Raw genomic sequence first — 25910 nt, 5'->3', positions numbered from 1 at the left:
GGTAACACGAACTGGAGGCCCGAACCCACTCCCGTTGCAAAGGTAGGGGATGAGGTGTGATTAGGAGTGAAAAGCTAATCGAACCCGGAGATAGCTGGTTCTCCTCGAAAGCTATTTAGGTAGCGCCTCATATGTATCCTCTCGGGGGTAGAGCACTGTTATGGCTAGGGGGTCATCGCGACTTACCAAACCATTGCAAACTCCGAATACCGAGACGGACTGTATGGGAGACACACGGCGGGTGCTAACGTCCGTCGTGAAAAGGGAAACAACCCAGACCCACAGCTAAGGTCCCAAATTACCGCTAAGTGGGAAACGATGTGGAAAGGCACAGACAGCCAGGAGGTTGGCTTAGAAGCAGCCACCCTTTAAAGAAAGCGTAATAGCTCACTGGTCGAGTCGGTCTGCGCGGAAGATTTAACGGGGCTAAGCGGTAAACCGAAGCTTGGGGTGCATAACTTTGTTATGCGCGGTAGAGGAGCGTTCCGTAAGCCGTTGAAGGTGGATTGAGAAGTCTGCTGGAGGTATCGGAAGTGCGAATGCTGACATGAGTAACGATAATGCGGGTGAAAAGCCCGCACGCCGAAAGCCCAAGGTTTCCTTGCGCAACGTTAATCGGCGCAGGGTGAGTCGGCCCCTAAGGCGAGGCAGAAATGCGTAGTCGATGGGAAGCAGGTTAATATTCCTGCACCTCGCGTAAGTGCGATGGAGGGACGGAGAAGGTTAGGTCTACCCGGCGTTGGTTGTCCGGGGGAAAGGCGGTAGGCATGATTCTTAGGCAAATCCGGGAATCTTTATGCCGAGCACCGAGACGAGCTCATTAGAGCGAAGTGACTGATACCACGCTTCCAGGAAAAGCTCCTAAGCTTCAGCTTACGAAGACCGTACCGTAAACCGACACAGGTGGGTAGGATGAGAATTCTCAGGCGCTTGAGAGAACTTGGGTGAAGGAACTAGGCAAAATGGTACCGTAACTTCGGGAGAAGGTACGCCCTTCTGGGTGGTCACGTGCGTGACTGAGCTCGGAGGGGCCGCAGATACCAGGCCGCTGCGACTGTTTATCAAAAACACAGCACTCTGCAAACACGAAAGTGGACGTATAGGGTGTGACGCCTGCCCGGTGCTGGAAGGTTAAATGATGGGGTCAGCCGCAAGGCGAAGCTCTTGATTGAAGCCCCAGTAAACGGCGGCCGTAACTATAACGGTCCTAAGGTAGCGAAATTCCTTGTCGGGTAAGTTCCGACCTGCACGAATGGCGTAACGACAGCGGCGCTGTCTCCACCCAAGGCTCAGTGAAATTGAAATCGCTGTGAAGATGCAGCGTTCCCGTGGCAAGACGGAAAGACCCCGTGAACCTTTACTATAGCTTTACATTGAACGTTGAGTTCGTCTGTGTAGGATAGGTGGGAGGCTTTGAAGCAGAGGCGCTAGCTTTTGTGGAGCCAACCTTGAAATACCACCCTGATGTGCTTGACGTTCTAACCTAGGCCCGTGATCCGGGTCGGGGACCATGTATGGTGGGTAGTTTGACTGGGGCGGTCTCCTCCCAAAGAGTAACGGAGGAGCTCGAAGGTACGCTCAGCGCGGTCGGACATCGCGCACTGTGTGCAAAGGCATAAGCGTGCTTGACTGCAAGAGTGACGGCTCAAGCAGGTACGAAAGTAGGACTTAGTGATCCGGTGGTTCTGTATGGAAGGGCCATCGCTCAACGGATAAAAGGTACTCCGGGGATAACAGGCTGATTCCGCCCAAGAGTTCATATCGACGGCGGAGTTTGGCACCTCGATGTCGGCTCATCACATCCTGGGGCTGTAGTCGGTCCCAAGGGTATGGCTGTTCGCCATTTAAAGTGGTACGCGAGCTGGGTTCAGAACGTCGTGAGACAGTTCGGTCCCTATCTGCCATGGGCGTTGGAGATTTGAGAGGGGCTGCTCCTAGTACGAGAGGACCGGAGTGGACGAACCTCTGGTGTTCCGGTTGTCACGCCAGTGGCACTGCCGGGTAGCTATGTTCGGAAGCGATAACCGCTGAAAGCATCTAAGCGGGAAGCGCGCCTCAAGATGAGATCTCCCGGGGCACAAGCCCCCTAAAGGCACCATCAAGACTAGGTGGTTGATAGGCTGGGTGTGTAAGCACAGCAATGTGTTGAGCTAACCAGTACTAATGAGCCGTGAGGCTTGACCATATAACCTCAAGTGGCCTTGAGCCGAGCGCACGTCCAACGTGTTCTTCGCCAAGCACTCGCTACGTTCCGTCCCTATGAAAGTTGGCGCGATAGGTCCATGATCTAGCCGCGACACTTCCCAGCTTTCTGGCGACATTAGCGCTATGGAACCACCCGATCCCATCCCGAACTCGGAAGTGAAACGTAGCTGCGCCGATGGTAGTGTGCAGTTGAGCATGCGAGAGTAGGTCATCGCCAGATTTATTCCCAAATGCCCCGGTCTATGACCGGGGCATTTTCTTTTTCTAGATTTCTGTTGGCCCCAACCACTTTGACCGCCGAGTTGCTTTCGCCATCAGCGAAATAGAGGCAATGTTTGTCCGCGCTTTACCTCGCTAAGCGACGATGGGCTGCGCCAGTTCCAGCTATCTGCGCCCATACGCGGGGCGTCTTCGCCATATTGATGCGATTTGCTGCGTGATTCGCGATGTGCGGTCTCGGCCAGAACCTTGAATTGACGCTCTCGCAGTAGCCAGAGGTCGTGGTCGCAACTGTCATTCTGGGGCGACGAAGCCTGCTGATCACCGCCCTCATCCTCTCGTTTGATATCGGGAATGGTCGAAAACGGGATCCGCATGGGCGCGGCATCATGGCGTATGGCTTCGCGCATCGCACCGAAGTAGAGGGTGTTATTGCCGAAGCGGTCGTTGATACGATCCAGTGCTTGGGTGACACGCAAGGCGCGTCCGCGTTCTGGCAGAAGCTCACCACTCTGACGACCCACTTCTTCCACACCAGACAAGGTCACTGCGACAGAAAGTGGCGGATAACGTTTTGATTTCCAGCGCCCGCTACGTTCGGCTCGTTCCAGAGACTGAAGCTGGCGGGCCAGCAATTGAAGTAAGGTCGGGGTATCCGACAAGGGCTCGAAGGCATTGAACCGGCTATAGCGCTCATCAATGCCCACAAATCGGATATGCAAGGTCAATCCCCGCGCCACATATCCGTCATGGCGCATCCGCATCGCTGCCTTGGCCAGCAGTTTGAACAACACCGAGCGCATGCCTGGGTAATTCCGAAGTTCTGGACCCAGCACATGCGAATGCCCGACCGAACCTTTGGTTGTTTTGCGTTCTGGCAGTTCATGACCGCGCAATTGCAGCCAGAAACGTTCGCCTTCGATGCTGCCCCACGCGCGCCGCAACCGTTCGCGCGATGAGCTGCACAGCGCTTCGACGCTATTGATGCCGGCATCCTGCAATCGTTGTTCCATCGAATGGCCGATACCGCATAGATCTCGCAGCGCCAAGTCATGAAGTGCGTGCGGTAAATCGGTTTGCTCCAGCACGGTCAATCCATCCGGCTTTTGCATGTCGGAAGCGGTTTTGGCCAGGAAGCGATTGGGCGCGATGCCTATCGAGCAGCGAATGGCATCCGAAAAATCGGCGAGCCGGCGCTTGATCTGCATGCCGATCGCAACGGCATTCTCTCGCTGGCGCTCACGGCCCAATAAATGACAATGCACTTCGTCGATCGAGCCGGGCCTCTCGTGATGGATGCAATCCTCGATCAGCGCCATCAGGGCGTGATGCAACTGGATATAGCGGGCAGGGCGAGCCTGCACCAGCATGATGTCCGGGCATTTCTCCAACGCCTCCCACACGGGCGTGCCGGTTTTCACCCCAAAGGCCTTGGCCTCGTAGCTGGCGGCGATGCAGCAGGTGGTGGGTGAAAGCACGGGCACCACACCCAGCGGTCGTCCGCGATAACGCGGCTCGTCATGCTGTTCGACCGAGGCGAAATACGAGTTGAAATCAACGAACAGGCAGCGCAGCGTCATCATCGTGTCCTGTATGGGAAAACAGTATCGGCCCGGCGAATCTCAACGCCGGACGCGAACTTCACGATTTGACTAAATAGCGCGGGGCGATCTCGCTGATCGCGACACGATTACAGGACTTGCGGCGGCTCCCCGCCCACGATCACCACGTCGGCCGGCCGGCGTGCGAACAAGCCGACACTGACCACGCCCGGGATCTGGTTGATCGCGGCCTCGACCGTAATCGGGTCGACGATGGAAAGATGGTGAATGTCGAGGATGACGTTGCCGTTGTCGGTAATGACGGCCTTTTCCTGCGCATTCATGCGGAACACCGGCTGGCCGCCGGTCATGCGCAGGATTTCACGGGCGACCAAGCTGCGCGCCATGGGAATGACTTCGACGGGCAGCGGAAACTTGCCGAGCACGTCGACCTGCTTGGATGCATCGATGATGCACACGAATTGTTTGCTGGCCTCGGCGATGATCTTCTCGCGCGTCAGCGCCGCGCCGCCGCCCTTGATCAGCCGCTTGTGCGAATCGCATTCGTCTGCGCCATCGACATACAGGGACAGCTCGCCGGCGCTGTTCAAATCGAGGATCTCGATGCCATGTGATTTGAGTCGTTCGGTACTTTGATCAGAACTGGATACGGCACCCTTGATGCGGTTCGGGTCACGGCCCAGTGCATCAATGAAATACGCAACGGTGGAACCTGTGCCGACGCCGACGATCATGCCGTCTTCGACATAATCCATGGCCTTTTCGGCGGCAAGACGTTTGGCTTCCGACATCGGTCTGACTTCCTAGGGCGATTATTCGAGGGACAGCAACAGTTTCCACTGAGCTGCGGTGACCGGCATCACCGACAGGCGTGAGCCGGTGCGGATGAGGGCGAACTCCTCGCCCAACGCGTCGCGATGTTCGCGGATTTCGTTGAGCGAGAGCGGGCGTTTGAGCGTGCGTACATAGCCGACATCGACCAGTTCCCAACGAGGCTGCTCGGGCGTGGCCTTCTCATCGAAGTACTTTGACTTCTTGTCGAACTGGGTCTTGTCCGGATACGGCAGGCTGGCGACTTCGCCGATGCCGTAGATGCCCGGCACATCGGTATTGGAGTGATAGAACAGCACGCCATCACCGGGTTTCATCTGGCGCATGAAATTGCGCGCCTGGTAATTGCGCACGCCGGTCCATGGCTCGGTCTTCACTCGGGCGAGATCGTCGATGGAGAAATCGGTCGGTTCCGACTTCATCAGCCAGTATTTCTTGCGCGCGCTCATGTCGATGGTCGAAGTAGGGTGCGGGTTTCGGTGACGATCGCATCGCAAGGGATATCCCAGGGCTGCAGTTCGATGGCGGGGACTTCTTGCACGTCGAATCCGATGCCGACGGCTAGCGGTGGAGCTGGGTTGTGCTGGCGGAACGCCAAGGTGCGATCGTACCAACCGCCGCCCATGCCGATGCGATGGCACCGTGCGTCGAATCCCGTCAACGGCATCGCGATCAACGACATCTGGTGCACGTCGAACATTGAGCTTGGCGATAGATCGGGCTCCGGGATGCCAAAGCGATTGGTGGTGAGCGGGTCACCCGACCGCCAGGGTGCAAACTTCAGCTGCATGCTTTTTTCGTAGAGCACCGGCAGGCAGTACACGGTATTGGGGCGAAGTTTCAGCTGCCAGACATGCAGCGGCAACTCGCCATCCATCGCCCAATAGCCAGCGACGTGCAGGTCGGGTCCGGCGGCCAGCAAGAGAAGGCTATCGGCGACGGCTTCGGCGGCTGCCATGCGCGCTTGCGGCGGGATGGCGCGGCGACGTTCGCGCAATTCAAGGCGGCTGGAAAGGTTGGCGGAACCCATGTCGTCATTGTAGGCGAGTCATGTGTTTATCACGATGTCGAAAGGCTGGCATACGGCGCCGAAAAGAAGAAACCCGCGCCGAAGCGCGGGTTTCGAGATGACATCCTCCGCCGTGGCGATGCGGCGAAACGACCTTGAACCATTGGGCTCAAGTGGGAACGCTTTAAGGTCGTTGGGCTTCCCGCTACAGGGCGGACATGCACGCCGGACTTTATCGCGAACCCGGTGTCGTTCTTAAGGGACAAGGCAAATGTTTTGCACGCTGTCGCTCAAGGCAGAGGACGCAGACGAAGTATAGCGCCGACTGCCGCATGCAAGGTGAATGCCGTGGCGAAATTTATTCTTGCGGCAGTTGGGCCAGGCGACGCTCCAGCGCGTCCAAGGCGCTGGCCAGTGCACGGTCACGGCTGCGGTTTTCCTCGCGCAGAATTTCCAGCTCGTGGGCCAGGTTGAGGGCGGCCAGCACGGCGACGCGCTCGGTCGCGACCATGCGGTTATTACCGCGCAATTCGCGCATCCGGCTGTCGAGCACGCGCGATGCCGCAACCAAGCTCTCGCGTTCTTCCTCGGTGACGCCGACGGTGTATTCACGATCCAGAATGCGGACGTTGACCGGCTCTGCCTTCCCCTCCGGCGCGCTCACGTGTGTTGCTCCAGCGCCTTGAGGCGATGGATCATGGCTTCCACGCGGCTACGCGCTTCTTCGTTGCGGCTGATCAGCTGGGCGCGATCATGAATGAGCTGTTCCTGCTGCTGGCGCAGGCTGCGATTTTCTTCGCCCAGGCGCTGCTGACGCTCGGCCAGCGACTCGATGCGCTCGATCATCTGCAGCAGGCGGTCGAAAGGATCCTTCTCATCCATCCGCGCACGATGTCAGGGGGCGGGCCAGCGGTCAAGTTGAAAGACGCGTTGGGCGGGCGTGCGCGATACACTTGGGGCCTGCTTCCACGGAGTTTCGCCTTGTCGGCCCAGCCTTCCATGCCCGATTGGCAACATGTACAAGCCGCCTTGGCGCCGTTGCAATTGGCGGTCAGTCCCGCAGAACTCCACGGTGCATTGGCCGGCTGGTTGGCCGGCGGCGGCGCGGTCGATGGTGCCTGGCTAGGGAAAATTCTGGCCGATGAGGGATTGGCCCAGCCGGATGACGCAACACTCAATGAACTGCGTGACGCCACGGCCGCCGCGATGGAAGATCGTGAGCTGAACTTCCATCTGTTGTTGCCGGATGATGATGCCTCGGTTGATGTGCGCGGCAACGCGCTGTTCGATTGGTGTCGCGCCTTCCTCGGCGGCTTTGGCCTTGCCGCCGGCCCCAACCCGCCGCTGTCGGAGGAGGGCACCGAGGCGCTGGAAGACATGGCGCGCCTGGCGATGGCGGAAGCTGAAACCGATGGTGACGAAGAAGACGAAGCGGCGTTCGCCGAGATCGAGGAATTCGTGCGCGTCGCTGCGTTGTTGCTGCACGGCGATTGCGCGCTTGGCCCGCGGCATCGCAAACGTTTGCACTGAGCCATGCCTTCGATTGATCGGGCCCTGTCGCCGAAAGCCTGCGCCAAGCGTCGCGCCCAGCTGATGCAGATGGTGGGCGAGGACGCCATCCTCATCCTGCCCGCCGCACCTGAGCGTATTCGCAGTCGCGACACCCATTACCCGTATCGGCAGGATTCCGACTTCTGGTACCTGACCGCCTTTGACGAGCCTCAGGCGGTGCTGGTATTGGCGCCTGGCCGCAAGCATGGCGAAGCCTTGATGTTCTGTCGCGAACGCGACCCCGAGCGCGAAGGTTGGGACGGCCCGCGCCTAGGGCCCGAGGGTGCGGTGGATGCGTTGGCGCTGGACGATGCCTGGGACATCGAGGACATCGACGACATCCTCCCTGGCTTGATCGAAGGGCGTTCGCGGGTCTGGTACCACTTTGGCCTGGATACCGAGTTCGACCTGAAGCTGATCGGCTGGCTTAACCGCGTGCGCGCGCAGATGCGCATGGGCGCGCAGCCGCCGCACGAGTTCCTGGAGCTGGGCCATCTGTTGGATGAGATGCGCCTGTTCAAGAGCGCGGACGAATTGACATTGATGCAGCGGGCGGCGGACATCTCTGTGCAAGCACACGAAGCGGCGATGCGCGCCGCACGTCCCGGCATCCATGAATATCAGTTGCAGGCCGAGGTCGAGCGCGTGTTTCGCATGCACGATGCACATCCCGCATATAGCTCCATCGTGGGTGCAGGCAGCAATGCCTGCGTGCTGCATTACCGTGACAACCGCGGAAAGGCGCGCGATGGAGAGCTGGTGCTGATCGATGCAGGCGCGGAGTATCGCGGTTATGCATCGGACATCACCCGTACGTTTCCGGTGAACGGGCGATTCAATCCGGCCCAACGCGCGTTGCACGATCTTGTCGGCAAGGCGCAGGCCGCGGCCTTGGCGATGGCGCTACCCGGTAACCCGTGGTCTGCTATCCACGACGCAGCAGTGGAAACCTTGACCGATGGTTTGCTATCGCTCGGTCTTTTGAAAGGCAGGCTGAAGAAAAACATCGACGACGGCAGCTACCAGCGTTTCTATCGACACAAGACCGGCCACTGGTTGGGGCTGGATGTGCACGATGTGGGTGAGTATCGCGTTGACGATCTGCCGCGTCTTTTGGAGCCCGGGATGGTATTCACCATCGAGCCCGGGCTCTATGTTTCAAGCGATGACGACACGGTTGATGCGAAGTGGCGCGGCATCGGCATCCGTACCGAAGACGACATCGTCATCACCAAGACGGGGCATCGCGTACTGACCGACAAGCTGGCACGCAGCGCGGATGAGATCGAGGCCTTCATGGCGGCATGACGCGGCCGTGCGACCTCAACGCAAGAGCGCACCCAATCGTGCACCGGCCCAGATCAGCGCCATCCCGCCGACCAAGGTGATGCCGAGATAGAGCGCTGCGGTGCCGATGCGCCCGCCGCGGGTGAACAACAGCAGCTCCAACATCACCGACGAATAGGTGGTCAGTGCGCCCAGCACGCCGACGATCAGAAACGCGCGCCAATACAGTGCTGCTTGTCCGCGCTCCTGCAACCACTCAGCGAGAAACCCGATCGCGAAAGCACCGATCAAGTTGGCGATCAGCGTGCCCCACGGCAGGCGATCACCGAATTGGCGCAGCAAGTGGCCACCCAGCCAAAATCGCCCAGCAGCGCCCAATGCGCCGCCGGCCATGACCAGCGCCCATTGCGGCCAGCCGGTGCCCATGCTGGTTATGGGGCGGGCTTAATCGTGCGCAGGACCAGGCCGGTTTTGGCTGCAGCGCCATCGCCGGAAATCGGCACCAAGCCGCCGTGCGCGCTGACGCGTTGGCCAGCGAGGGAATAGACCGCGGCGAAATCGCTCTGCGGCACCAACTCGATGACGCTGACGCTTTCGACGGCTGGGTATTCCGCCGCGCGTGCTGCATGCGTGGCGATGCAGATAGGCTGGTCCAGAGTTAACAGCAGCGCTTCGCGACTGTCTTTGTCGGGTGCGCTGACGGTCTGGGTGGAGGCCATGCCGATCAGCGTGACCATGCCCGGTGCATATTGCAGGCAGTTGCTCGCGGCGGTGTTGGCGGCGGGCGGTGCGGGCGGCGCCTCTTGCTTGCAGCCAGAGATGGCGACAAGCATCAGCGCGAGGGTGGAGCTCGTGATGGCTATGCGGTTCATGCGATCTCACTCCATGTTTCACGGGTGATGTTGATGGGGGCATCGTCAGTGCAGACGACTTCATCTTCGATGCGGATGCCGCCATAGGGCTTGAAGGCTTCCACCTTCGCCCAATCGATACTGCCGGCCAAGCCTTTGTCTTTCAGCTCGTTGAGCAGCATGTCGATGAAGTAGATGCCGGGCTCGATCGTCACCACCATACCCGGCGCCAAGACACGCGTCATGCGCAAGTAGGGATGGCCATCGGGCTTGTCCAGCGTGCCGCCGGCATCGGTTTCGGCAAAGCCGGCGACATCGTGCACCTGCAGGCCGATGCCATGACCGATGCCGTGCGGGAAGAAAGCACTGGTCACACCGGTTTCGACTGCCGTTTCCGCATCGACCGTGGTCACGCCGAAGTCTTTCAGGATACGGCCCAAGGCCAGGTGCGCATCGAGATGGATCTGGCGGTAGTCGGTGCCGTTGCGGACTTGGTCGCACATGGCGCGCTGGGCCATGTCGACCGCATTGATCATCGACTGGAAGTCGTCATTGGTTGCGGAATAGGTGCGGGTGATGTCGCAGGCGTAGCCATTGTGGCTGGCACCCGCATCGATCAACAGGCTGCGCGAAGGCCGCGGCGGTACGCGGTCGCGGTCCATGTAGTGCAGCACTGCGCCGTGTTCGTTCAGGCCGATGATGTTGCCGTAGGGCAGCTCGGCCGAATCCTGGCCGACTGCTTGGCAATAAGCGAGATGGATGCCGAATTCGCTGGCGCCTGCGCGGAACGCGCGCTCGGCCGCACGATGCCCGCGTACGCCGCGACGCGTGGCCAGGCGAATCATCGCGACTTCATACGGCGTCTTGAAGGCGCGATGGAAGTCGAGATAGGCGAGCACGGCCTGCGGGTTGTTGGGGATGACATTGCCTAGTGCGCTTTGCGGCTCGCCAAGGATGGCGGTGCGTGCCGAGGCGTCCGGCAAGTGTTGCAAGGCTTCATCGGCGGTGCGGATGACGACGATGTCGAAGTGCTCGACCCAGGCGCCCGACGGGTCACTCGGCACCACGTGCCAATAATCATGGGGCTGGAGGAAGATGAGCCTGGGCTTTTGGCCCGGCGTATAGACCAGCCAACTGCCGGGCGCATTGGTCAGCGGCAGCCAGAACTTGAAGTTGGGGTTGACCGCGTAGGGGTAGTCGCGGTCATCGAAGGCTTGATAGTGCAGAGTGCCGCTCGGGATCACCAGATGGTCGAAGCCGCCGCGCGCCAAGGCCGTGTCAGCGCGCTGCATGGCCGTGCGCAGATGGTCGGCATAGTGTGCGTGGATATTGTCGGACGACATCAGGTGCTCCGTGGAGGCGGGGCTCTTGATTTTGACGCAATCGACTGGGCTTGTCCCGGAATGCGCGGGGACGGGGTTCACGTTTGCGGCCGTTTCAGTGACCTTCGCTCCAGGCGCGGATGCGATCGCGGGTGTTGCGCGAAATCTGGATGAAGCGCCCGCCTGCGGTGTACTCGCCCGGTGTCTCCGAGCTGACCCAGAGCACGTGGATGCCGCATTCGACTTCCAGTGGCGCCTGGCCACCCGGTGAGGGCAGCGGGAAGCGCCATTGATAGAGCGCGTCCTGGATGAGCGGCGTGCCGGTAGCGACTTGCAGACCCGTGCCGGACAAGTCGATCAAATGGCCGACGCGCAGGCCGGTCATGCTGTCGGTGACCTCGAAGGAGCCTTTCAGCTCGCGCCGGGTGGCATTGCGATAGTCGGCGCTGTTCATCAGGAGGCGGCCTGCACAGGTTTTTTGGGGTCGCCGCGCAGGGTGTTGCGCAACATCTCCACGGTGGAGCGGAAGGCGCGATCAATAAGGCGAAGCTGGTTGCGCTCGACCACGCGCAACTGGCCTTGAGCCATGAGTCGCGCCAGCGCATCCATGTGCATTTCAGCGACGCGTTGGCCGCGACGATTCACGAACAATGCGCGGTCGGTGACCGTGCTGTACCACGACAGGCGCCGGCGTTCGGCTTCGCCCTGCTGGTTCTGGATGAAGTCGATCCAGCAGCCAAAAGGCAAAGTGCGCAAATGCCGATAGCACTCCTCCTCATCACGTGTGCGTGGCGGCAGCTTGGCGCGCTCGATCTTTTCCTCGCGACTTTCGACATCTTCTTCACCCAGGCGTGTATGTGCCTTGATTTGCGCAGAGATTTCGGTGGCCGTGGGCTCGTTATCGTCGCGGGGTGCGGTGCTGCTGCGGCTGAGGTGGCGGGAAAGCGCGTTGGCCTCGGTCTCGTGGTAGCCCACGCGACGCATGGCCGAGTCGATTTCTTTCGCCAACTCCGGTGACTGGACTGGCTCGGGTGCGTTGACCGTTTCCAGAATCTGTCGGGTTGTATCGATCTGCTTCTGCCACGCCGGCGATGCTTCTCCATTACGCAGAGCGGTCAGCGTCATCGCATCCAGCCATGCACGACGCATCAGTATTTCGACGACGCGTGGCGGCTTCTGTTCATCCAGCAAGGCCTGTAGGGCCATCGTCGCGGTTTGTTTGGCGATCGCCATGCGCTCGCGGCCGCGCGCCGCTTCGACCAGGCGCTTCTCATTGGATTGCGAGCGCTTTACCTGTTGGCGGAATTGCGACTGCAGCTCATCGTTGACCTCGGTGAGGATTTCCGGCTGGCCATGGAAGTCGTCTTCCATGCGCTCCACTGCCTTGCGCATGGCCGCTTCGAAATACGGATCGATCGCGTAATCGCCATAAGTCGATGCATCGGACTCGGCAATCGTATTGAGCAATTGGCGGGCAGGGTGCGCGGCTTCCTCGAAGAAGCTGCGATCCTTCAGCGCAAGACGCAGTACCGGCAGCTGCAGGCGCTCCAAGAGACCATGCACCGATGAGCCCGCGCGGACTTCGCGTGCGACCTCTGCGTACAGGATCGAGAGGATTTCGAATGTGTCTGCGTCCTCTCGCCCCAGGTTGGCGGCGGGTCCTTGTTCGGTGCGCGCACGCTGAAGCAGGCTTTCACGCAGCCCGTGGATGGAGCGCGCTTGGTTGGCGCCCGATGTCGGTTGCGATTGGATCTCGTGAAGGAAGCGGTCGACATCCGCGCTGTCGATCTCGGCGCCCGGCGGCGGCACGACCCTGGGCGGCAACTTACCGGCGATGCGGTGCGCGGTCAGCAACTGCTGCAGATAACGGAAGTCGGCGGGCGGTGCTTGCGGAACCAGCGGGGTGTGGGCTGGCTGCTCCAGCCAGCCGGTCACGTCATCCCGGCCCCATGTGGGCGAAGCGGCATGAGCTGTGCCCATGTGGGGCTGAGCAGGTTGCTGACCTGCGGCCTGCGCCTTCTCGCGCCCCTGCGTCCATGAAGGCTGGGAGGGAGATGCGGGGGGGGTGTTCTCCGCGGCAGGCTCAGCCGCTGTCCGCGGCGGGGTGGGGGCGGGACTGGCTTTCGACGCTTTGGTCGGGCGCACAGGCACATAGGTCAGTCCGGGCAGTACCCCGGCAGCGTCCAATGTCTCGTTGATGCGGTCAGCAAAGCTTGCATAGTCCCCCAGCACTTGCTGCGCGAAGTGCGACTGGATGGTGGACGCTGACACGCGATCACCAAAGACATCGTGCGAAACATGTCCTGCCAAATCCACCAAAGTGCGAGGGCCAAGGCAGATCTGTGCGGGGGAGAACGCGGGTGCGCCGGCCAGCACGCCGAAGCGTTGGCCAAGCAAGTAGAGCGAGAGACTGGCCGTGCCTTCGATAGGCGAGGCGAGGTCGCGCAATTGCGCTTCTGCGGTCTCAACTTCGGGGACGGAGTCGTGGACCGTCCATTCCGATGAGGGCCTTGCCGCGCCCGTGAGTAGCTCATCGGTGCGAGAAGGTAGGTTGCTGCGGATCTGGGCCAGGCGCGTTTCAAGCGCCTTGAAATAGGCTGGCCGAAACTGCGCGCTCTGCGTGCGGAGCGCTTGCACGGCTTTCAGCATTTCAGACTGGTCGGCAGGTGAGCGGGCACGTTCGGCCTGCTTGAAGAGATGGGTTTCGAAGTGCTCCAGCATCAAGCGGATGCGATCCCCCAGCACGGATTCGGTGACTTGCAGCAGCTGGGTCGCCACTTTACGCACACGTGGCGGCAGGCCGTTGTCGGCCAGGCTAGCGATGTCCCGTTGTTCCCCCATTTCCGCATCATACCTACGGCAAGCGGCTTGGCGACGCCCCAGGCTTAATCCGGCAAGAACAGGGCGATCACATCATTGGTGAAGCGTCGCCCCAATTCGGTCGGACGCACGCTGCCATCTGCATCGATCTCCAGCCAACGATTCACCACCGCAACATCGAGCTCGGTTGCGATGTCACTTCGCACAAGACCTGTGCGCAACTCGAACAGCTCGAGGGTGAAGCCCGCATTCAGACGCAAGGCATTCAACATGAAGTCGAAGCCCAGCCGGTCCCGACCAATATTTTCGTCGCCGCCAATCGCTGCGGCTGTGCCCGCATGCTGCAAATAGGTGGTCGGATGCTTGTGCTTCCAGCGGCGCAGGATGCGTTGTTCGCTACCGATCGTCAGCTTGCCGTGCGCGCCTGCGCCGATGCCGAGGTAGTCACCGAAGGTCCAGTAGTTGAGGTTGTGCGCGCACTGGCGGTCGGGTTTCGCGTAGGCGCTGACTTCGTATTGCGCGTAGCCGGCATCGGCCATCAAGGTTTGGCAGCGCTCCTGCATGTCCCAGCCCAGGTCGTCATCGGGGATGCCCGGCGGCGGTTTGGCGGCGAACAGGGTGTTGGGTTCGAGCGTCAATTGATAATGACTGAGGTGCGTCGGCGCCAAGGCGATGGCGCGTTCGACATCGGCCTCAGCCATCGCCAAGGTCTGCTGGGGCAGCGCGTACATCAGGTCGAGGTTGAGGTTGTCGAAGCCCGCATCCTGCGCGGCCTTCACCGCGCGCTCGGCGTCGCCGCTAGTGTGGATGCGGCCCAGCCGGGCCAGGCAACCATCATCGAAACTCTGCACGCCGAAAGAGAGGCGATTGATACCGGCCCGGCGATAGCCCGCGAACGGGCCATGCTCGACCGTGCCCGGGTTGGTCTCGAGTGTGATTTCCGCGCCCGGCGCGATGCGCAACCGCGCGCTGGCCGCCTGCAGGAAACGCTCGATGTGTTTGGGCGCGAAGAGGCTGGGTGTGCCGCCGCCAAAGAACACCGAATGCACGGTGCGGCCCCAGACCAGCGGCAGATCGTGTTCCAGGTCGAGAATCAACGCATCGATGTAGTCATCGAACGGCAGCGCGCCCTTGCCTTCGTGCGAGTTGAAGTCGCAGTACGGGCATTTGCGCACGCACCACGGCAAGTGCACGTAGAGCGACAGGGGTGGCGGGGTCAGCATGGTTGCTGTGAATCAGCCGGCCAGCGCGGCCCGCAGCATCGCGAGCGCCCGCCCGCGGTGGCTGACCAGGTTCTTCACGTCCGAAGGTAATTCGGCGGCGCTCATGTGATCGGTCGGCGAGAAGAACACCGGGTCGTAGCCGAAGCCGCCATCGCCCTGGCGTGCGTGCAGGATGCGGCCTTCCCACAGGCCTTGTGAGATCAACGGTTGCGGATCCTCGGCATGGCGGAGCAAAGCCAGCACGCAGACGAAGCGCGCGGAGCGGCGCTCATCGGGGACATCGCGCAATTCGTGCAGCAGTTTGTCGATGTTGGCCGAATGATTGCCGTGCTCGCCCGCGTAACGCGCGGAGTACAAGCCGGGCGCGCCGCCGAGCGCATCGACCACCAAGCCGGAATCATCCGCCAGCGCGGGCAGACCCGTCGCCTGTGATGCGTGACGTGCTTTCAGGATGGCGTTTTCGATGAAGGTGAGGCCGGTTTCCTCCGCATCCTCCACGCTAAATTCCGATTGCGGACGCACCTCGAAGCCAACATCGGCCAGCAGTGCGCTGAACTCAGCCAGCTTGCCGGGGTTGCCGCTGGCGAGGACCAGTCTGTTCATGCCGCGTCGTTCGCCAGCGCCTGTCGCTGCGCTTCGAACAACTGCGTGCAACCGGCCTCGCCCAGCGAGAGCAGGGCGTCGAGTTCATCGCGGCGGAAGGCATGGCCCTCGGCGGTGCCCTGCAGCTCGATGAAACCGCCGCCGTCGTTCATGACGAGGTTCATGTCGGTGTCGCAGTCGCTGTCTTCGGCGTAATCCAGATCCAGTACCGGCACGCCGCGATAGATGCCGACCGAGATTGCGGCGATCGCGCCGTGCAGTGGATTCTTCTTCAGCTCACCCTTGGCGATCAGCTTGTTAACCGCATCTGCCAGCGCGACATAGGCGCCGGTGATGGCCGCGGTACGGGTGCCGCCATCGGCCTGCAACACGTCGCAGTCCAGGGTGATGGTGCGCTCGCCCAGCGCGCCGCGATCCACGCAGGCGCGCAGGCTGCGGCCGATCAATCGCTGGATCTCCAGCGTGCGCCCGCCCTGCTTGCCGCGTGCGGCCTCGCGATCATTCCGGGTGTTGGTCGAGCGCGGCAACATGCCGTATTCCGCCGTCACCCAACCTTCGCCTTTGCCACGCAGAAAGCCGGGCACCTTGTTCTCGATGCTGGCGGTGCACAGGACGCGGGTATCGCCAAACGACACCAGGACGGAGCCTTCCGCGTGGCGGGTGAAGCCGCGCACGAAGCTCACTTCACGCATTTGGTCCGGTTGGCGGCCGCTGGGACGCTCCATCGCGATTCCTCGGAAAACGGCGGGCGAGTTTACCATTCACCATTCCCCAAGCCTTGGTGACCGTATGTCCATCCGCAGCATGACCGCCTTCGCCAGCGCCGAAGGCCAGACCGAGGCGGGGCGTTTGACCTGCGAATTGCGCGCGGTGAACCATCGTTTCCTGGAGATCGGTTTCCGTCTGCCGGAGGAACTGCGCGCACTGGAGCCGCAATTTCGCGAACGCATCGCAGCGCGCGCCTCTCGCGGCAAGATCGAGGTGTTGATGCGCCTGTCCGGCCAGCAAGGCGGTGATGCCCTGCAGCTCAACACCGGTTATGTCGAGCGACTGTCGGCCATCGCGCAGGATTTGGACGCGGCCTTGCCGGCGTTGCGCGTTGACCTTGGCACATTGCTGCAATTGCCCGGTGTGTTGCAGGCACGCGACATCGACACCGATGCTTTTCAGGCGCAAGCCCTGGCCTTGTTGGATGTCGCCTTGGACGATTTCATCGCCGCCCGCGAGCGAGAAGGCAGCAAGTTGAGCGAAGCGATCAGCGAGCGCGTAGATGGCGTGGCGAAGATTGCCGATGAAGTACGTACGCTGGTGCCCACGATCCGCGAAGGCCAGCGCGCCAAGCTCACCGCGCGCATGAGTGAAGTGGCCGGCAATTTGGATGCGGGACGCCTCGAACAAGAGCTGGTGCTGTGGTTGCAGAAGCTCGATGTGGATGAGGAGCTCGACCGCCTGAACAGCCACGTCGCTGAAGCCCGTCGTGTGTTGAAGCAGCGCGAGCCGGTGGGCCGCCGCATGGACTTTCTTTTGCAGGAATTCAATCGTGAGGCGAACACGCTCGGCTCCAAGTCGGTCGATGCACGCACCAGCAATGCGGCGGTGGAGTTGAAGGTGCTGATCGACCAGATCCGCGAGCAGGTTCAGAACATCGAGTAACGCCCCGGGTGCCGGCAAAGCGAGGTTTCATGCGACATCGATTCGGACGGAACACTTCCGCACGGCATACTTGGTCGATGCGCATCCGGGCCATGTTGATGATCCTTGCCTGCCTCGGCTTGATGCCGATCGGCGTTTGGGCGACGCCTGCCAAGGAGAAGAGCCCGCAGGGCGATGTTGCGCCGCTTCGCTCCTTTGATGTGCAGCATTACAGCGTCCATCTCGATCCTGATGTGGACGCCGGCACCTTGCGCGGCCAGGTAGTGATCCAGTTGGATCTGGTCGCTGCCGGGGCGACTCGCCTGGATTTTGATGTGGGTGCATTGACGATCGATGCCGTGCGTGCCGACGGACAGTCCTTGCCGTTTGAAGTCGCCGACAGACGCTTGCAAGTAACGCTTGCGCGAAAGCACCCGCGCGGGAAACGGCTGCGCATCGAGGTGGATTACCACGGCGCGCCGAAATTCGGGATGGAGTTCCATCCGCAGCGTGGAGAGATCTACACCATCTTCTCCACCAGCCAGTGGATGCCGTGCATTGATGCGCCGGACGAACGCGCCTCGCTCGACTTGCGCGTGCTGCTGCCCATTGATGCGCGAATGATCGGCAATGGCAGCGAGATCTCAGCACGCAAGCAGCGCGATGGTCGCCGCCTTCATCATTGGCGTCTGCGTGAGTCCGTGCCGAGCTTCACGTACGGGTTCGCCGCCGGGCGGTATCGCGAAGTGGCGCTGCATGATGGCGGGTTGAGCCTGCGCTATCTCTCCGGGGCGCTGGATGAGCGGCAGTTGCGCCGTGTGTTTGCCGAAACCCCCGACATGCTGCGGTTTTTCGGTGAGAAGACGGGCATTCCCTATCGCGGCCGCTACAGCCAGGCCTTGGTGGCCAAGACCATCGGGCAAGAAATGGCGGGCCTGGCCGTGCTGTCCGAGGCCTATGGCCAAGGTGTGCTGGATGGCAGCCATGATGTGGGCTTGATAGCGCATGAAGTGGCGCACCAATGGTGGGGTGTTGGCGTTACCTGTCTCGACTGGGGCCATTTCTGGCTCAACGAAGGGCTGGTCACGTTCATGACGGCGGCCTATCTGCAGCATCGACATGGCGATGCGGTATATCGGGAGCGCGTGGCGGGTTGGAAGCAGCGGGTGGAGCGCCTGCGTGCGGAGGGCAAGGACCGGCCGCTGGTTTATGCGCGATGGGTCGCGCCGACGGCCGATGATCGTGCGGTGGTCTATGTCAAAGGGGCCTATGCCATCGCCCAGCTGCGCGAGGAGCTGGGCGAGGAGGCATTCTGGGGCGGGATTCGCGCGTATACGCAGGCAAACCAGGGGCAGTCGGTGGTGACATCCGACCTGCGCGCCGCGATGGAGCGCAGCAGCGGGCGTGATCTGTCGGCCTTCTTCGCGCGGTGGGCGGGGAGCGGGGAATAAGCGGGATGCTCGGGTGGATTTAAGCTGGGCGCAGCGTGGCTACCGCCGCCGGCGTCTTGTGAATCAATGGTTTGCGCCCGATGTGGTCTGCGGGGTCTTTTGCCCGGGTAGGGCCTGCGAGCGGATTCGTTTAGCATCCCTCCTTTAGAAGCCTTGGAATGCCCATGCGCGGCACCCTCTACATCGTTTCCGCCCCCTCGGGCGCCGGCAAGTCCAGCATCGTCAACCAGGTGCTGGCGCAGGACCCGAAGATCAGTCTGTCGATCTCGTTCACCTCGCGAAGCCCGCGGCCGGGCGAGCGCCATGCCGAGCACTACCATTTTGTCGATGAGGCGGAGTTCCAGCGGATGATCGCCGCGGGGGATTTCTTCGAGCACGCGCTGGTCCACGGCGACTGGAAGGGCACCGCCCGCCAATCGGTGGAGCCGATGCTGGCCGCCGGACGCGACGTGTTGCTTGAGATCGACTGGCAGGGTGCCCGCCAGGTGCGCGAGCAGGTGCGCGATGCGATCAGCATCTTCATCCTGCCGCCCTCGCGCGGCGCACTGGATGAGCGCATGCACAAGCGCGCGCAGGATAGTGAGGAAACGATTGCCCGGCGCTTGGGTGCTGCGCGGGACGAAATGAGCCACTTCGGCGAATACGACTACCTGATCGTCAATGATGATTTCGATGAGGCGGTGGATGAGATGTGCGCGATTTTTACCGCCAGCCGCCTGCGTCGTGACCGCCAAGTGGCCAGGTATTCCAAGCTGCTGACTACCTTGTTGACGGACGAGGCCGCCAAGGGCGACGCAAGTCCCTGAGCACAAAGGAAAATGGTGCTTGTGCGCTTGCTTTTTCAGGCTCGGGCTCGTATCATGTCCGGTTCCGAATTCACCCCGCGCGGCTTTGGCCGTGGAGACAGATACATGGCTCGCATCACCGTACAAGATTGCCTGGAAGTGGTCGATAACCGCTTCGAACTGGTCATGATGGCCGCCAAGCGTGCTCGCCAGCTGGCCAAGGGTGTCGAGCCGCGTCTCGACAACAGCGAGCACGACGACAAGCCGACCGTGCTGGCCCTGCGCGAAATCGCCGGTCGCGTCATCGACGAGCCCTATATCGATGCCGTCGAAAAGGCCGAGAAGGAACGCAAGGAGCGCGAGGCGCTGGAGTGGGCTGCCGCCGAAATGGTCGCCGCCGACGACGACATGAAGGGCGACGACTGATCCTGAGTCGACATCGACCCACTCAAAACCCCGCCTCGGCGGGGTTTTTGTTTGCCCGGTGAGCGCCTTCGCCCTCTTCCCAGTACGCGCGCCAGCGCTTAGGCTCAACCCATGCCTGCTTCAGACCCCGCCCTTGCCGGTCATGGCCTCGGCGCGCCGACTAACGCGCCGCTGCCCGATTATGTCGATGCCTTGCTGGCAGCGGCGAGCTATCTGACTCAGGAAGAGCTGGCCCAGCTGATTCATGCGTGGCAGGTGGGCGCGGCCGCGCATGCGGGCCAGATGCGCAAATCCGGCGAGCCCTACATCACCCACCCGGTCGCGGTCGCGCAGGTGTTGGCCGAACAAGGCATGGATTTCAAGACGCTGGCCGCGGCGATCCTGCATGACACCGTTGAGGACACGCCGCTCACCGCCGAAGAGATCGCTGCCGATTTCGGGCAGACGGTGGCCGACTTGGTCGAGGGCGTCACCAAGCTGGACAAGCTGAAGTTTCGTGATCGTCAGGAGGCAGCGGCGGAATCTTTCCGCAAGATGCTTTTGGCGATGTCGCGTGACCTGCGGGTCATTCTGATCAAGCTGGCGGATCGCCTGCACAACATGCGCACGCTAGGCGCGCAAAGCGCGGAGTCACGTCGACGCATCGCGCGTGAGACGCTGGAGATCTACGCGCCCATCGCGCAGCGCCTCGGCATGAACCTGGTCAAGGCGGAGCTGCAAGATTTGGCTTTTGCCGCACTGCATCCGTGGCGTTATGCAGCGCTTGACAAACGCATTCGCGAGCAGCCGCTGGTTCGCCGCGAGGCGATGATCGGGATCGAAGCGCGCTTGGCCCAGCAGCTTGCCAAAGAGGGCTTGAAACATCGATTGATTGGGCGGGTGAAGTCGCCCTGGAGCATCTATCGCAAGATGCTGGAAGAACACAAATCGCTGGAGCAGGTGCTGGATGTGTTCGGCTTCCGCGTGATCGTGGAAACGGTGGCGGATTGTTACCACGCCCTTGGTATCGTGCATTCGGCGTACAAGCCGCTGGATGGGCGCTTCCGCGACTTCATCGCCATCCCCAAGGCCAATGGATACCAATCACTGCACACGGTCTTGTTTGGCCCGTACGGCGCGCCGATCGAGGTACAAATCCGTACCGAGGAAATGGACTTGATCGCCGAGCGCGGGATCGCGGCGCACTGGAGCTACAAGCAGGGTGGCGCAGGTGGCAACAGCCCGCTCAGTCGTGCCAGCAGCTGGCTGGCGGACTTGATGGATAGCCACGGCGGCACCGGCTCGTCGATGGAATTTCTTGAGAACGTCAAGGTCGATCTCTACCCGGACGAGGTCTACCTGTTCACCCCGAAGGGCCGCATCCTGTCGCTGCCGCGCAATGCGACCGCGCTCGATTTTGCCTACGCGGTGCATACCGATGTGGGCAATCACGCGGTCACCGCGCGCGTCGATGGCAAGTTGGTGCCGCTGCGCAGCAAGTTGGCGAGCGGGCAGACGGTTGAGATCGTCACTGCGAAGACCTCCAGCCCGAAGCCGCAATGGCTGGAGTTTGTCGTGTCGGGCAAGGCGCGCACGGCGATTCGCCAGCAGCTCAAGCAAATCGGTCACGAGGATGCCGTGCAGCTCGGCCTGCGCATGCTCGAGTCCGCCTTGGAGGCGCACGAAGCCAGCATCGAAAAACTGCCCAAGGGTCGCCTCGACAAATACCTGGCCGAACAACGTTACCCGCGCCTTGAAGCCTTGCTGGCCGATATTGCGCTGGGCAATCGCATGCCGCTCCTGGTGGCACAGGCGTTGGCCGGTGGTGATGAGGGCGAGGCGTCCGCGATGCGCGGACAGCCGCACGAAGCGCTCGCCGCGCTGGGCAAGGACCGCATCCTGATCACCGGCGCCGAGCGTGGCGTGATCAGTTTTGCGCAGTGCTGCCAGCCGATCCCGGGCGACGACATCATGGGCTTCCACACCACGGGCAAGGGTGTGGTTGTGCACCGCATGAACTGCCCGAACCTGGCCGACTACCGCCGCGCGCCCGAACGTTGGGTCGATGTAGGCTGGGATTCGGACGTGTCCGGCGACTACGCCACCAGCTTGAGGGTGGAGGTCGACAACCGGCCCGGCGTCTTGGCCCAAGTCGCTGCGGCGATCGCGCAGGCCGAATCCAACATCGACAGCGTCGACTATCTGGAGCGCGATGGCAGCGTGTCTGTGATTCGTTTTGGCATCGAAGTGCACGACACCGGGCATCTGGACGAAGTGATTCGCCGTGTCCGCCGCCTTGCGGTGGTGCATGGTGTGGAGCGGCTCTGATCGCACCGTAGAATGGGGCATCACACTAGGAGATGCCCGATGCCGCGCCAGCCCATCCAGACCGACCGCGCCCCCGCCGCCATCGGCCCGTATTCGCAGGCGGTGCGCGCCGGGCAGACCGTATTCCTGTCCGGGCAGATTCCGCTGGACCCGGCGACGGGCGAAGTCGTCGCCGGCGACATCGAAGCGCAGGCGCGTCGTGCCTTCGACAATCTGAAAGCTGTGTGTGAAACCGCGGGCGGCGCGCTGGATGATGTGCAGCGCCTGGGCCTGTACCTCACCGATTTGTCGCAGTTCGCCGCCGTCAACGCGGTGATGAGCGAGTACTTCGCTTCCCCGTATCCGGCGCGTTCCACCATCGAAGTGTCGGGACTGCCCAAGGGCGTGATGTTCGAGGTCGACGCGATCCTCGTCCTGCCGTAAGCGGCGCGTGGCGCGCAAGGCTCGGCCCGCACCGGCGATCGAAGGCGGCGACACACCGCTGTCGTCGATGCGTGGCATCGGCCCGCAAAGCGCCGAGAAACTCGCCGCGCGTGGACTCGCACGGCTGCGCGACCTGTGGCTGTGGCTGCCGCGCGAGTACGAAGATCGCACCCGCCTGACGCCTGTGGCTGCTTTGCAGCCGGGCGTCGCCGCGCAAGTCGAAGGCCGCATCCTCGCCACCGAAACGGCGTTTCGATTCCGCCCGATGCTGAAGGTGGCGATGGCGGATGAGTCGCGCGGCACGCTCACGCTGCGCTTCTTCCACTTCCGCGGCCAACAGGCCAATGCGTTTCGTGCAGGCGCACGCTTGCGTGCGTATGGCACGCCGCGTCCGGGCCAGTTGGGGCTGGAGATGGTGCATCCCAGTTATCGTGTGCTGGGGGATGAAGATGCTGCGCTGGACGAAGCGCTGGCCCCCGTTTATCCCGCCATCGAAGGCATCGGCCCGCAAACCTTGCGCAAATTGGTGGAACGCGCGCTCGGCGCCTTGCCCGGTGATGATGCGTTGGAGCTGTTGCCTTGCGAGTGGTTGGCCGAGCAAGGTTTGCCGACCTTGCGCGATGCCGTGTTGACGCTGCATCAACCGCCGACTGATGTGGATATGGGCTTGTTGCAAGCCGGTCGCCACCCCGCGCAGCGGCGCCTCGCGCTGGAGGAAATGCTCGCGCATCACTTGTCGTTGCGCCGCCAACGCATCAGCCTGCAAGCACATGCCGCAACGCCGTTGCCGGCAAAAGGCAAAGCTGTCGCCCAACTGCTTGCCGCACTGCCGTTCCAACTGACCGAAGCGCAATCGCGCGTATTCGACGAAGTGCAGCGCGATCTTGCGCGGCCCATGCCGATGTTGCGCCTGGTGCAGGGCGATGTCGGCGCGGGCAAGACCGTGGTCGCCGCTTTGGCTGCGCTCCGCGCGATTGATGCAGGCCGTCAAGCTGCGTTAATGGCACCCACTGAATTGCTAGCCGAGCAGCACGCCAACACTTTGCGCGGCTGGCTGGAGCCGCTTGGCATTCGCATTGCATGGTTGGCGGGCAGGGTGACAGGCAAGGCGCGCGAGGCAGTGCTGGGCGAAGTGGCGAGTGGTGCTGCACAGATGGTCATAGGTACGCACGCGCTGATGCAACAAGGCGTCGACTTCAAGGATCTCGCGCTCGCCATCATCGATGAGCAGCATCGCTTCGGTGTGCAGCAGCGCCTGGCCCTGCGCGACAAGGGCGGCGTGGATGGCAACGTACCGCATCAATTGGTGATGACGGCGACACCCATTCCACGCACGTTGGCGATGGCCGCCTACGCGGATCTGGATGTCTCCGTCATCGACCAGCTGCCGCCAGGGCGCACGCCTGTGCAGACGGTGGCGATCTCCGCAGAGCGCCGTCCGCAACTGATCGACCGAATTCGCGCGGCCATTGCGGAAGGACGGCAAGCGTACTGGGTTTGCACGTTGATCGAAGAGCAGGAAGACGGCGCGACGCGCATCGAGGCACAGGCCGCACAGACCACCTTCGAGACCTTGCGTGATGCGATGCCAGACATTCGCATTGGTCTCGTCCACGGACGGATGAAGCCGAAGGAAAAGCAGGCGGCGATGGCTGCGTTCAAGGCAGGTGAATTGGATTTGCTGGTCGCGACGACGGTGATCGAGGTTGGTGTGGATGTGCCGAATGCGTCCCTCATGATCATCGAAAACGCCGAGCGTCTTGGGCTTGCGCAACTACATCAATTGCGCGGGCGGGTGGGGCGCGGCAGTGCGGAATCGAGTTGTGTCTTGCTCTACCAGGCGCCGCTGGGTGCGATTGCGCGTGAGCGCTTGGACACACTGCGGCAGACCAACGATGGCTTCGTCATCGCCGAGAAAGACCTGCAATTGCGCGGGCCGGGAGAGCTGCTAGGCACGCGGCAAACCGGGCTTGCCGAATTCCGCATCGCGGACCTATCGCGTGATGCGGACCTCTTGCCGCGCGTGCAGTCGATGGCCGATGCGCTGCTGGCGGATTCGCCCGAACTCGCGGATCGCATCATCGAGCGCTGGGTTGGCGGCGCGGCGCGCTACGCTTCGGCCTGAGTCCTGGCATGCCTGGCCCTACAATCGACCCAAGATGACTGACGCTGTGATGGCCTTTGCTCCGCTTGAACGTGAAGCCTTGTTGGCGCTGAAAGGCGTCGGCCCAACCGTGGTTGCACGGTTCGAACAAATGGGCATTGCTTCATTTGCGCAATTGGCCCGCGTGGATGTCGATCATCTGTTGGCCGGGGGCGCATCGATCACTGGCAGCAGTTGCTGGAAGAACAGTCCGCAGGCACGCGCCGCGATCACCGCCGCCATCAAACTGGCCCGACAAGGAAGCCCCGACGCATGAGCAATACCCGCATCCCTTTGCTGATCGACACCGACCCGGGCGTGGACGACGCGCTCGCCATCCTGATGGCCTTCGATGATCCTCGCCACGACATCGTCGGGCTGACCATCGCAGCCGGCAATGTGGGCTTGAAACACACGTTCGCCAACGCATTGAAATTGTGCGAAGTGGTGGGGAGAAGCGACATCCCGGTATTTGCGGGTTGTCCGGAACCGCTGTTGCATCCCGCGCCCGATGCAGCGGACGTGCACGGCGCGGACGGTTTCGGCGACATCGGATACACCAAAGCCACGCACACCGCCGAAGCCGAGCATGCCGCGCAGGCGATCATTCGTTTGTCGCACGAGCACGCCGGTTGTTTGCTGTTGGTTGCACTCGGACCGCTTACCAACGTGGCGCTCGCCTTGAAATTGGATCCGACGCTGCCTTCGCGCATCGCGCGCCTCGTGGTGATGGGCGGCGCAGTCAATGGCCGGGGCAACATCACGCCATTTGCCGAGTTCAACACCCACTTCGACCCCGAGGCCGCGCACATCGTGTTCGAAGCATTCGAGGCGTTCGATCTCTCCGACTGGGAAGCCACGCTGGCCCATGGGCTCTTGCATGCGGATGTTGATGCGTGGTGTGGCGCGGATTCCGAACGCGCACGTTTCTACGACGCGATCTCGCGCCAGACCCGTGCGTGGTCCGGTGAGCGGCGAGGGAACCGCTGGCATAGCGCGGATTCGCTGGCGATGGCCTTCGCCCTGGCACCGGATCCGGCCGAAACCGCCACCCACCGTCTCAGCGTGTCACTGGATGGACCGGGGCGGGGTGTAACCTTGGTCGACTGGCAGGACTTGGGCAGCCGTCCGGCGAATGCCCGCATTCTGTTGCGTTACCCGCAAAAAGCTTTCGAGGCCTTGGTGGCCAAGGCCTTGGCGGCCGGCTGAGCAGGTCAAAGTCGGGTTGAAGCCCCTGCTTGCACGGCAGCCAGAGAGGCC

At 62.1% G+C, this 25910-nt stretch carries 25 protein-coding genes, 2 rRNA genes and 1 other RNA gene (1 of these 28 cut by a window edge); 13 read left to right on the top strand and 15 right to left on the bottom strand.

What is annotated here, in order from left to right; all coding sequences use genetic code 11:
- Both BW989_RS08075 and rrf read left to right on the top strand, forming a co-directional pair.
- Positions 1-2185, top strand: a 23S ribosomal RNA gene (locus tag BW989_RS08075); it begins 692 nt to the left of the window's first position.
- 125 nt (positions 2186-2310) lie between these two features.
- Positions 2311-2425: ribosomal RNA gene (rrf, locus tag BW989_RS08070) — 5S ribosomal RNA — on the top strand.
- A gap of 94 nt (positions 2426-2519) precedes the next feature.
- Here the strand turns inward: rrf and BW989_RS08065 are convergent.
- The 7 genes from BW989_RS08065 to BW989_RS08035 all read right to left on the bottom strand — a co-directional run bounded on the left by BW989_RS08065 (position 2520) and on the right by BW989_RS08035 (position 6708).
- The gene (locus BW989_RS08065) at positions 2520-4007 is read right to left on the bottom strand and encodes a Y-family DNA polymerase (protein WP_076587107.1); all 1488 of its coding nucleotides are present in this window, start codon (positions 4005-4007) and stop codon (positions 2520-2522) included.
- A 107-nt stretch (positions 4008-4114) separates the two neighbouring features.
- Entirely contained in the window at positions 4115-4777 is a 663-nt protein-coding gene (gene rpiA / locus BW989_RS08060; protein ID WP_076587105.1) for a ribose-5-phosphate isomerase RpiA, read from the bottom strand.
- Positions 4778-4798: 21 nt separating this feature from the next.
- A complete protein-coding gene (locus BW989_RS08055) occupies positions 4799-5266 on the bottom strand; it encodes an EVE domain-containing protein (protein ID WP_076587103.1) in 468 nt (155 codons plus the stop codon).
- Positions 5263-5847 carry a 5-formyltetrahydrofolate cyclo-ligase gene (locus BW989_RS08050; RefSeq protein ID WP_076587102.1) on the bottom strand — a complete coding sequence of 195 codons (585 nt, stop codon included), beginning with the start codon at positions 5845-5847 and terminating at the stop codon, positions 5263-5265. The genes BW989_RS08055 and BW989_RS08050 overlap by 4 nt, the downstream gene beginning before the upstream one ends.
- A gap of 100 nt (positions 5848-5947) precedes the next feature.
- Positions 5948-6131: non-coding RNA, 6S RNA (gene ssrS / locus BW989_RS08045), on the bottom strand.
- A 53-nt stretch (positions 6132-6184) separates the two neighbouring features.
- Entirely contained in the window at positions 6185-6490 is a 306-nt protein-coding gene (locus BW989_RS08040) for a cell division protein ZapA (protein ID WP_076587100.1), read from the bottom strand.
- On the bottom strand, positions 6487-6708 hold the full coding sequence (locus tag BW989_RS08035) for a TIGR02449 family protein (RefSeq protein ID WP_076587099.1): 222 nt from the start codon (positions 6706-6708) through the stop codon (positions 6487-6489). The genes BW989_RS08040 and BW989_RS08035 overlap by 4 nt, the downstream gene beginning before the upstream one ends.
- Positions 6709-6825: 117 nt before the next feature.
- Between BW989_RS08035 and BW989_RS08030 the strand changes: the two genes are divergently transcribed.
- Positions 6826-7356 carry a UPF0149 family protein gene (locus tag BW989_RS08030; protein ID WP_076587097.1) on the top strand — a complete coding sequence of 177 codons (531 nt, stop codon included), beginning with the start codon at positions 6826-6828 and terminating at the stop codon, positions 7354-7356.
- Positions 7357-7359: 3 nt separating this feature from the next.
- Positions 7360-8685, top strand: a complete 1326-nt coding sequence (locus BW989_RS08025; protein WP_076587095.1) for an aminopeptidase P N-terminal domain-containing protein — start codon at positions 7360-7362, stop codon at positions 8683-8685.
- A 15-nt stretch (positions 8686-8700) separates the two neighbouring features.
- On the opposite strand, the gene BW989_RS08020 is transcribed toward BW989_RS08025, so the two are convergent.
- The 8 genes from BW989_RS08020 to rph all read right to left on the bottom strand — a co-directional run bounded on the left by BW989_RS08020 (position 8701) and on the right by rph (position 16214).
- On the bottom strand, positions 8701-9090 hold the full coding sequence (locus BW989_RS08020) for a fluoride efflux transporter FluC (protein ID WP_076587093.1): 390 nt from the start codon (positions 9088-9090) through the stop codon (positions 8701-8703).
- A 5-nt stretch (positions 9091-9095) separates the two neighbouring features.
- On the bottom strand, positions 9096-9536 hold the full coding sequence (locus BW989_RS08015; protein WP_076587091.1) for a hypothetical protein: 441 nt from the start codon (positions 9534-9536) through the stop codon (positions 9096-9098).
- The gene (pepQ, locus tag BW989_RS08010; RefSeq protein ID WP_076587089.1) at positions 9533-10858 is read right to left on the bottom strand and encodes a Xaa-Pro dipeptidase; all 1326 of its coding nucleotides are present in this window, start codon (positions 10856-10858) and stop codon (positions 9533-9535) included. Before pepQ ends, BW989_RS08015 begins: the two co-directional genes overlap by 4 nt.
- A 94-nt stretch (positions 10859-10952) precedes the next feature.
- The gene (locus tag BW989_RS08005; RefSeq protein ID WP_076587087.1) at positions 10953-11291 is read right to left on the bottom strand and encodes a PilZ domain-containing protein; all 339 of its coding nucleotides are present in this window, start codon (positions 11289-11291) and stop codon (positions 10953-10955) included.
- A complete protein-coding gene (locus BW989_RS08000) occupies positions 11291-13678 on the bottom strand; it encodes a DUF1631 family protein (RefSeq protein WP_076587085.1) in 2388 nt (795 codons plus the stop codon). Before BW989_RS08000 ends, BW989_RS08005 begins: the two co-directional genes overlap by 1 nt.
- Before the next feature lie 44 nt (positions 13679-13722).
- Entirely contained in the window at positions 13723-14880 is a 1158-nt protein-coding gene (hemW, locus tag BW989_RS07995; protein WP_076587083.1) for a radical SAM family heme chaperone HemW, read from the bottom strand.
- Between the two features lie 12 nt (positions 14881-14892).
- On the bottom strand, positions 14893-15483 hold the full coding sequence (gene rdgB, locus BW989_RS07990) for an RdgB/HAM1 family non-canonical purine NTP pyrophosphatase (RefSeq protein ID WP_076587081.1): 591 nt from the start codon (positions 15481-15483) through the stop codon (positions 14893-14895).
- On the bottom strand, positions 15480-16214 hold the full coding sequence (rph, locus tag BW989_RS07985) for a ribonuclease PH (protein ID WP_076587295.1): 735 nt from the start codon (positions 16212-16214) through the stop codon (positions 15480-15482). The genes rdgB and rph overlap by 4 nt, the downstream gene beginning before the upstream one ends.
- Positions 16215-16287: 73 nt before the next feature.
- Between rph and BW989_RS07980 the strand changes: the two genes are divergently transcribed.
- The 9 genes from BW989_RS07980 to BW989_RS07940 all read left to right on the top strand — a co-directional run bounded on the left by BW989_RS07980 (position 16288) and on the right by BW989_RS07940 (position 25859).
- Positions 16288-17136, top strand: a complete 849-nt coding sequence (locus BW989_RS07980; RefSeq protein ID WP_076587293.1) for a YicC/YloC family endoribonuclease — start codon at positions 16288-16290, stop codon at positions 17134-17136.
- Positions 17137-17213: 77 nt separating this feature from the next.
- Positions 17214-18566: a M1 family metallopeptidase gene (locus BW989_RS07975; RefSeq protein ID WP_165688574.1), complete on the top strand. Its 1353-nt coding sequence runs from the start codon at positions 17214-17216 to the stop codon at positions 18564-18566.
- 164 nt (positions 18567-18730) lie between these two features.
- Positions 18731-19372 carry a guanylate kinase gene (gmk, locus tag BW989_RS07970; protein WP_076587291.1) on the top strand — a complete coding sequence of 214 codons (642 nt, stop codon included), beginning with the start codon at positions 18731-18733 and terminating at the stop codon, positions 19370-19372.
- Positions 19373-19477: 105 nt separating this feature from the next.
- Complete coding sequence (gene rpoZ, locus BW989_RS07965) at positions 19478-19777, top strand: DNA-directed RNA polymerase subunit omega (RefSeq protein ID WP_076587078.1); 300 nt, start codon at positions 19478-19480, stop codon at positions 19775-19777.
- Between the two features lie 111 nt (positions 19778-19888).
- Positions 19889-22084, top strand: a complete 2196-nt coding sequence (locus BW989_RS07960) for a RelA/SpoT family protein (protein ID WP_076587076.1) — start codon at positions 19889-19891, stop codon at positions 22082-22084.
- Between the two features lie 39 nt (positions 22085-22123).
- Positions 22124-22507 carry a RidA family protein gene (locus BW989_RS07955; RefSeq protein ID WP_076587074.1) on the top strand — a complete coding sequence of 128 codons (384 nt, stop codon included), beginning with the start codon at positions 22124-22126 and terminating at the stop codon, positions 22505-22507.
- A gap of 7 nt (positions 22508-22514) precedes the next feature.
- The gene (gene recG / locus BW989_RS07950; RefSeq protein ID WP_076587072.1) at positions 22515-24632 is read left to right on the top strand and encodes an ATP-dependent DNA helicase RecG; all 2118 of its coding nucleotides are present in this window, start codon (positions 22515-22517) and stop codon (positions 24630-24632) included.
- Between the two features lie 34 nt (positions 24633-24666).
- Complete coding sequence (locus BW989_RS07945; protein WP_242651381.1) at positions 24667-24927, top strand: helix-hairpin-helix domain-containing protein; 261 nt, start codon at positions 24667-24669, stop codon at positions 24925-24927.
- On the top strand, positions 24924-25859 hold the full coding sequence (locus tag BW989_RS07940; RefSeq protein ID WP_076587071.1) for a nucleoside hydrolase: 936 nt from the start codon (positions 24924-24926) through the stop codon (positions 25857-25859). The genes BW989_RS07945 and BW989_RS07940 overlap by 4 nt, the downstream gene beginning before the upstream one ends.
- The last annotated feature ends 51 nt before the right edge of the window (positions 25860-25910 follow it).

It is taken from the genome of Solilutibacter tolerans, from assembly GCF_900155935.1.
Classification (GTDB): domain Bacteria; phylum Pseudomonadota; class Gammaproteobacteria; order Xanthomonadales; family Xanthomonadaceae; genus Solilutibacter; species Solilutibacter tolerans.
The sequence above is the reverse complement of the archived record's forward strand: the minus strand, read 5'-3'. Positions and strand labels throughout refer to the sequence as shown.

What these genes read in the sequence shown, in the direction of transcription:
- BW989_RS08065 (WP_076587107.1), bottom strand. Translation starts at nt 4,007, where the DNA reads ATGATGACGCTGCGCTGCCTGTTCGTTGATTTCAACTCGTATTTCGCC.
- rpiA (WP_076587105.1), bottom strand. Translation starts at nt 4,777, where the DNA reads ATGTCGGAAGCCAAACGTCTTGCCGCCGAAAAGGCCATGGATTATGTC.
- BW989_RS08055 (WP_076587103.1), bottom strand. Translation starts at nt 5,266, where the DNA reads ATGAGCGCGCGCAAGAAATACTGGCTGATGAAGTCGGAACCGACCGAT.
- BW989_RS08050 (WP_076587102.1), bottom strand. Translation starts at nt 5,847, where the DNA reads ATGGGTTCCGCCAACCTTTCCAGCCGCCTTGAATTGCGCGAACGTCGC.
- BW989_RS08035 (WP_076587099.1), bottom strand. Translation starts at nt 6,708, where the DNA reads ATGGATGAGAAGGATCCTTTCGACCGCCTGCTGCAGATGATCGAGCGC.
- BW989_RS08030 (WP_076587097.1), top strand. Translation starts at nt 6,826, where the DNA reads ATGCCCGATTGGCAACATGTACAAGCCGCCTTGGCGCCGTTGCAATTG.
- BW989_RS08025 (WP_076587095.1), top strand. Translation starts at nt 7,360, where the DNA reads ATGCCTTCGATTGATCGGGCCCTGTCGCCGAAAGCCTGCGCCAAGCGT.
- BW989_RS08020 (WP_076587093.1), bottom strand. Translation starts at nt 9,090, where the DNA reads ATGGGCACCGGCTGGCCGCAATGGGCGCTGGTCATGGCCGGCGGCGCA.
- BW989_RS08015 (WP_076587091.1), bottom strand. Translation starts at nt 9,536, where the DNA reads ATGAACCGCATAGCCATCACGAGCTCCACCCTCGCGCTGATGCTTGTC.
- pepQ (WP_076587089.1), bottom strand. Translation starts at nt 10,858, where the DNA reads ATGTCGTCCGACAATATCCACGCACACTATGCCGACCATCTGCGCACG.
- BW989_RS08005 (WP_076587087.1), bottom strand. Translation starts at nt 11,291, where the DNA reads ATGAACAGCGCCGACTATCGCAATGCCACCCGGCGCGAGCTGAAAGGC.
- BW989_RS08000 (WP_076587085.1), bottom strand. Translation starts at nt 13,678, where the DNA reads ATGGGGGAACAACGGGACATCGCTAGCCTGGCCGACAACGGCCTGCCG.
- hemW (WP_076587083.1), bottom strand. Translation starts at nt 14,880, where the DNA reads ATGCTGACCCCGCCACCCCTGTCGCTCTACGTGCACTTGCCGTGGTGC.
- rdgB (WP_076587081.1), bottom strand. Translation starts at nt 15,483, where the DNA reads ATGAACAGACTGGTCCTCGCCAGCGGCAACCCCGGCAAGCTGGCTGAG.
- BW989_RS07980 (WP_076587293.1), top strand. Translation starts at nt 16,288, where the DNA reads ATGACCGCCTTCGCCAGCGCCGAAGGCCAGACCGAGGCGGGGCGTTTG.
- BW989_RS07975 (WP_165688574.1), top strand. Translation starts at nt 17,214, where the DNA reads ATGCGCATCCGGGCCATGTTGATGATCCTTGCCTGCCTCGGCTTGATG.
- gmk (WP_076587291.1), top strand. Translation starts at nt 18,731, where the DNA reads ATGCGCGGCACCCTCTACATCGTTTCCGCCCCCTCGGGCGCCGGCAAG.
- rpoZ (WP_076587078.1), top strand. Translation starts at nt 19,478, where the DNA reads ATGGCTCGCATCACCGTACAAGATTGCCTGGAAGTGGTCGATAACCGC.
- BW989_RS07960 (WP_076587076.1), top strand. Translation starts at nt 19,889, where the DNA reads ATGCCTGCTTCAGACCCCGCCCTTGCCGGTCATGGCCTCGGCGCGCCG.
- BW989_RS07955 (WP_076587074.1), top strand. Translation starts at nt 22,124, where the DNA reads ATGCCGCGCCAGCCCATCCAGACCGACCGCGCCCCCGCCGCCATCGGC.
- BW989_RS07945 (WP_242651381.1), top strand. Translation starts at nt 24,667, where the DNA reads ATGACTGACGCTGTGATGGCCTTTGCTCCGCTTGAACGTGAAGCCTTG.
- BW989_RS07940 (WP_076587071.1), top strand. Translation starts at nt 24,924, where the DNA reads ATGAGCAATACCCGCATCCCTTTGCTGATCGACACCGACCCGGGCGTG.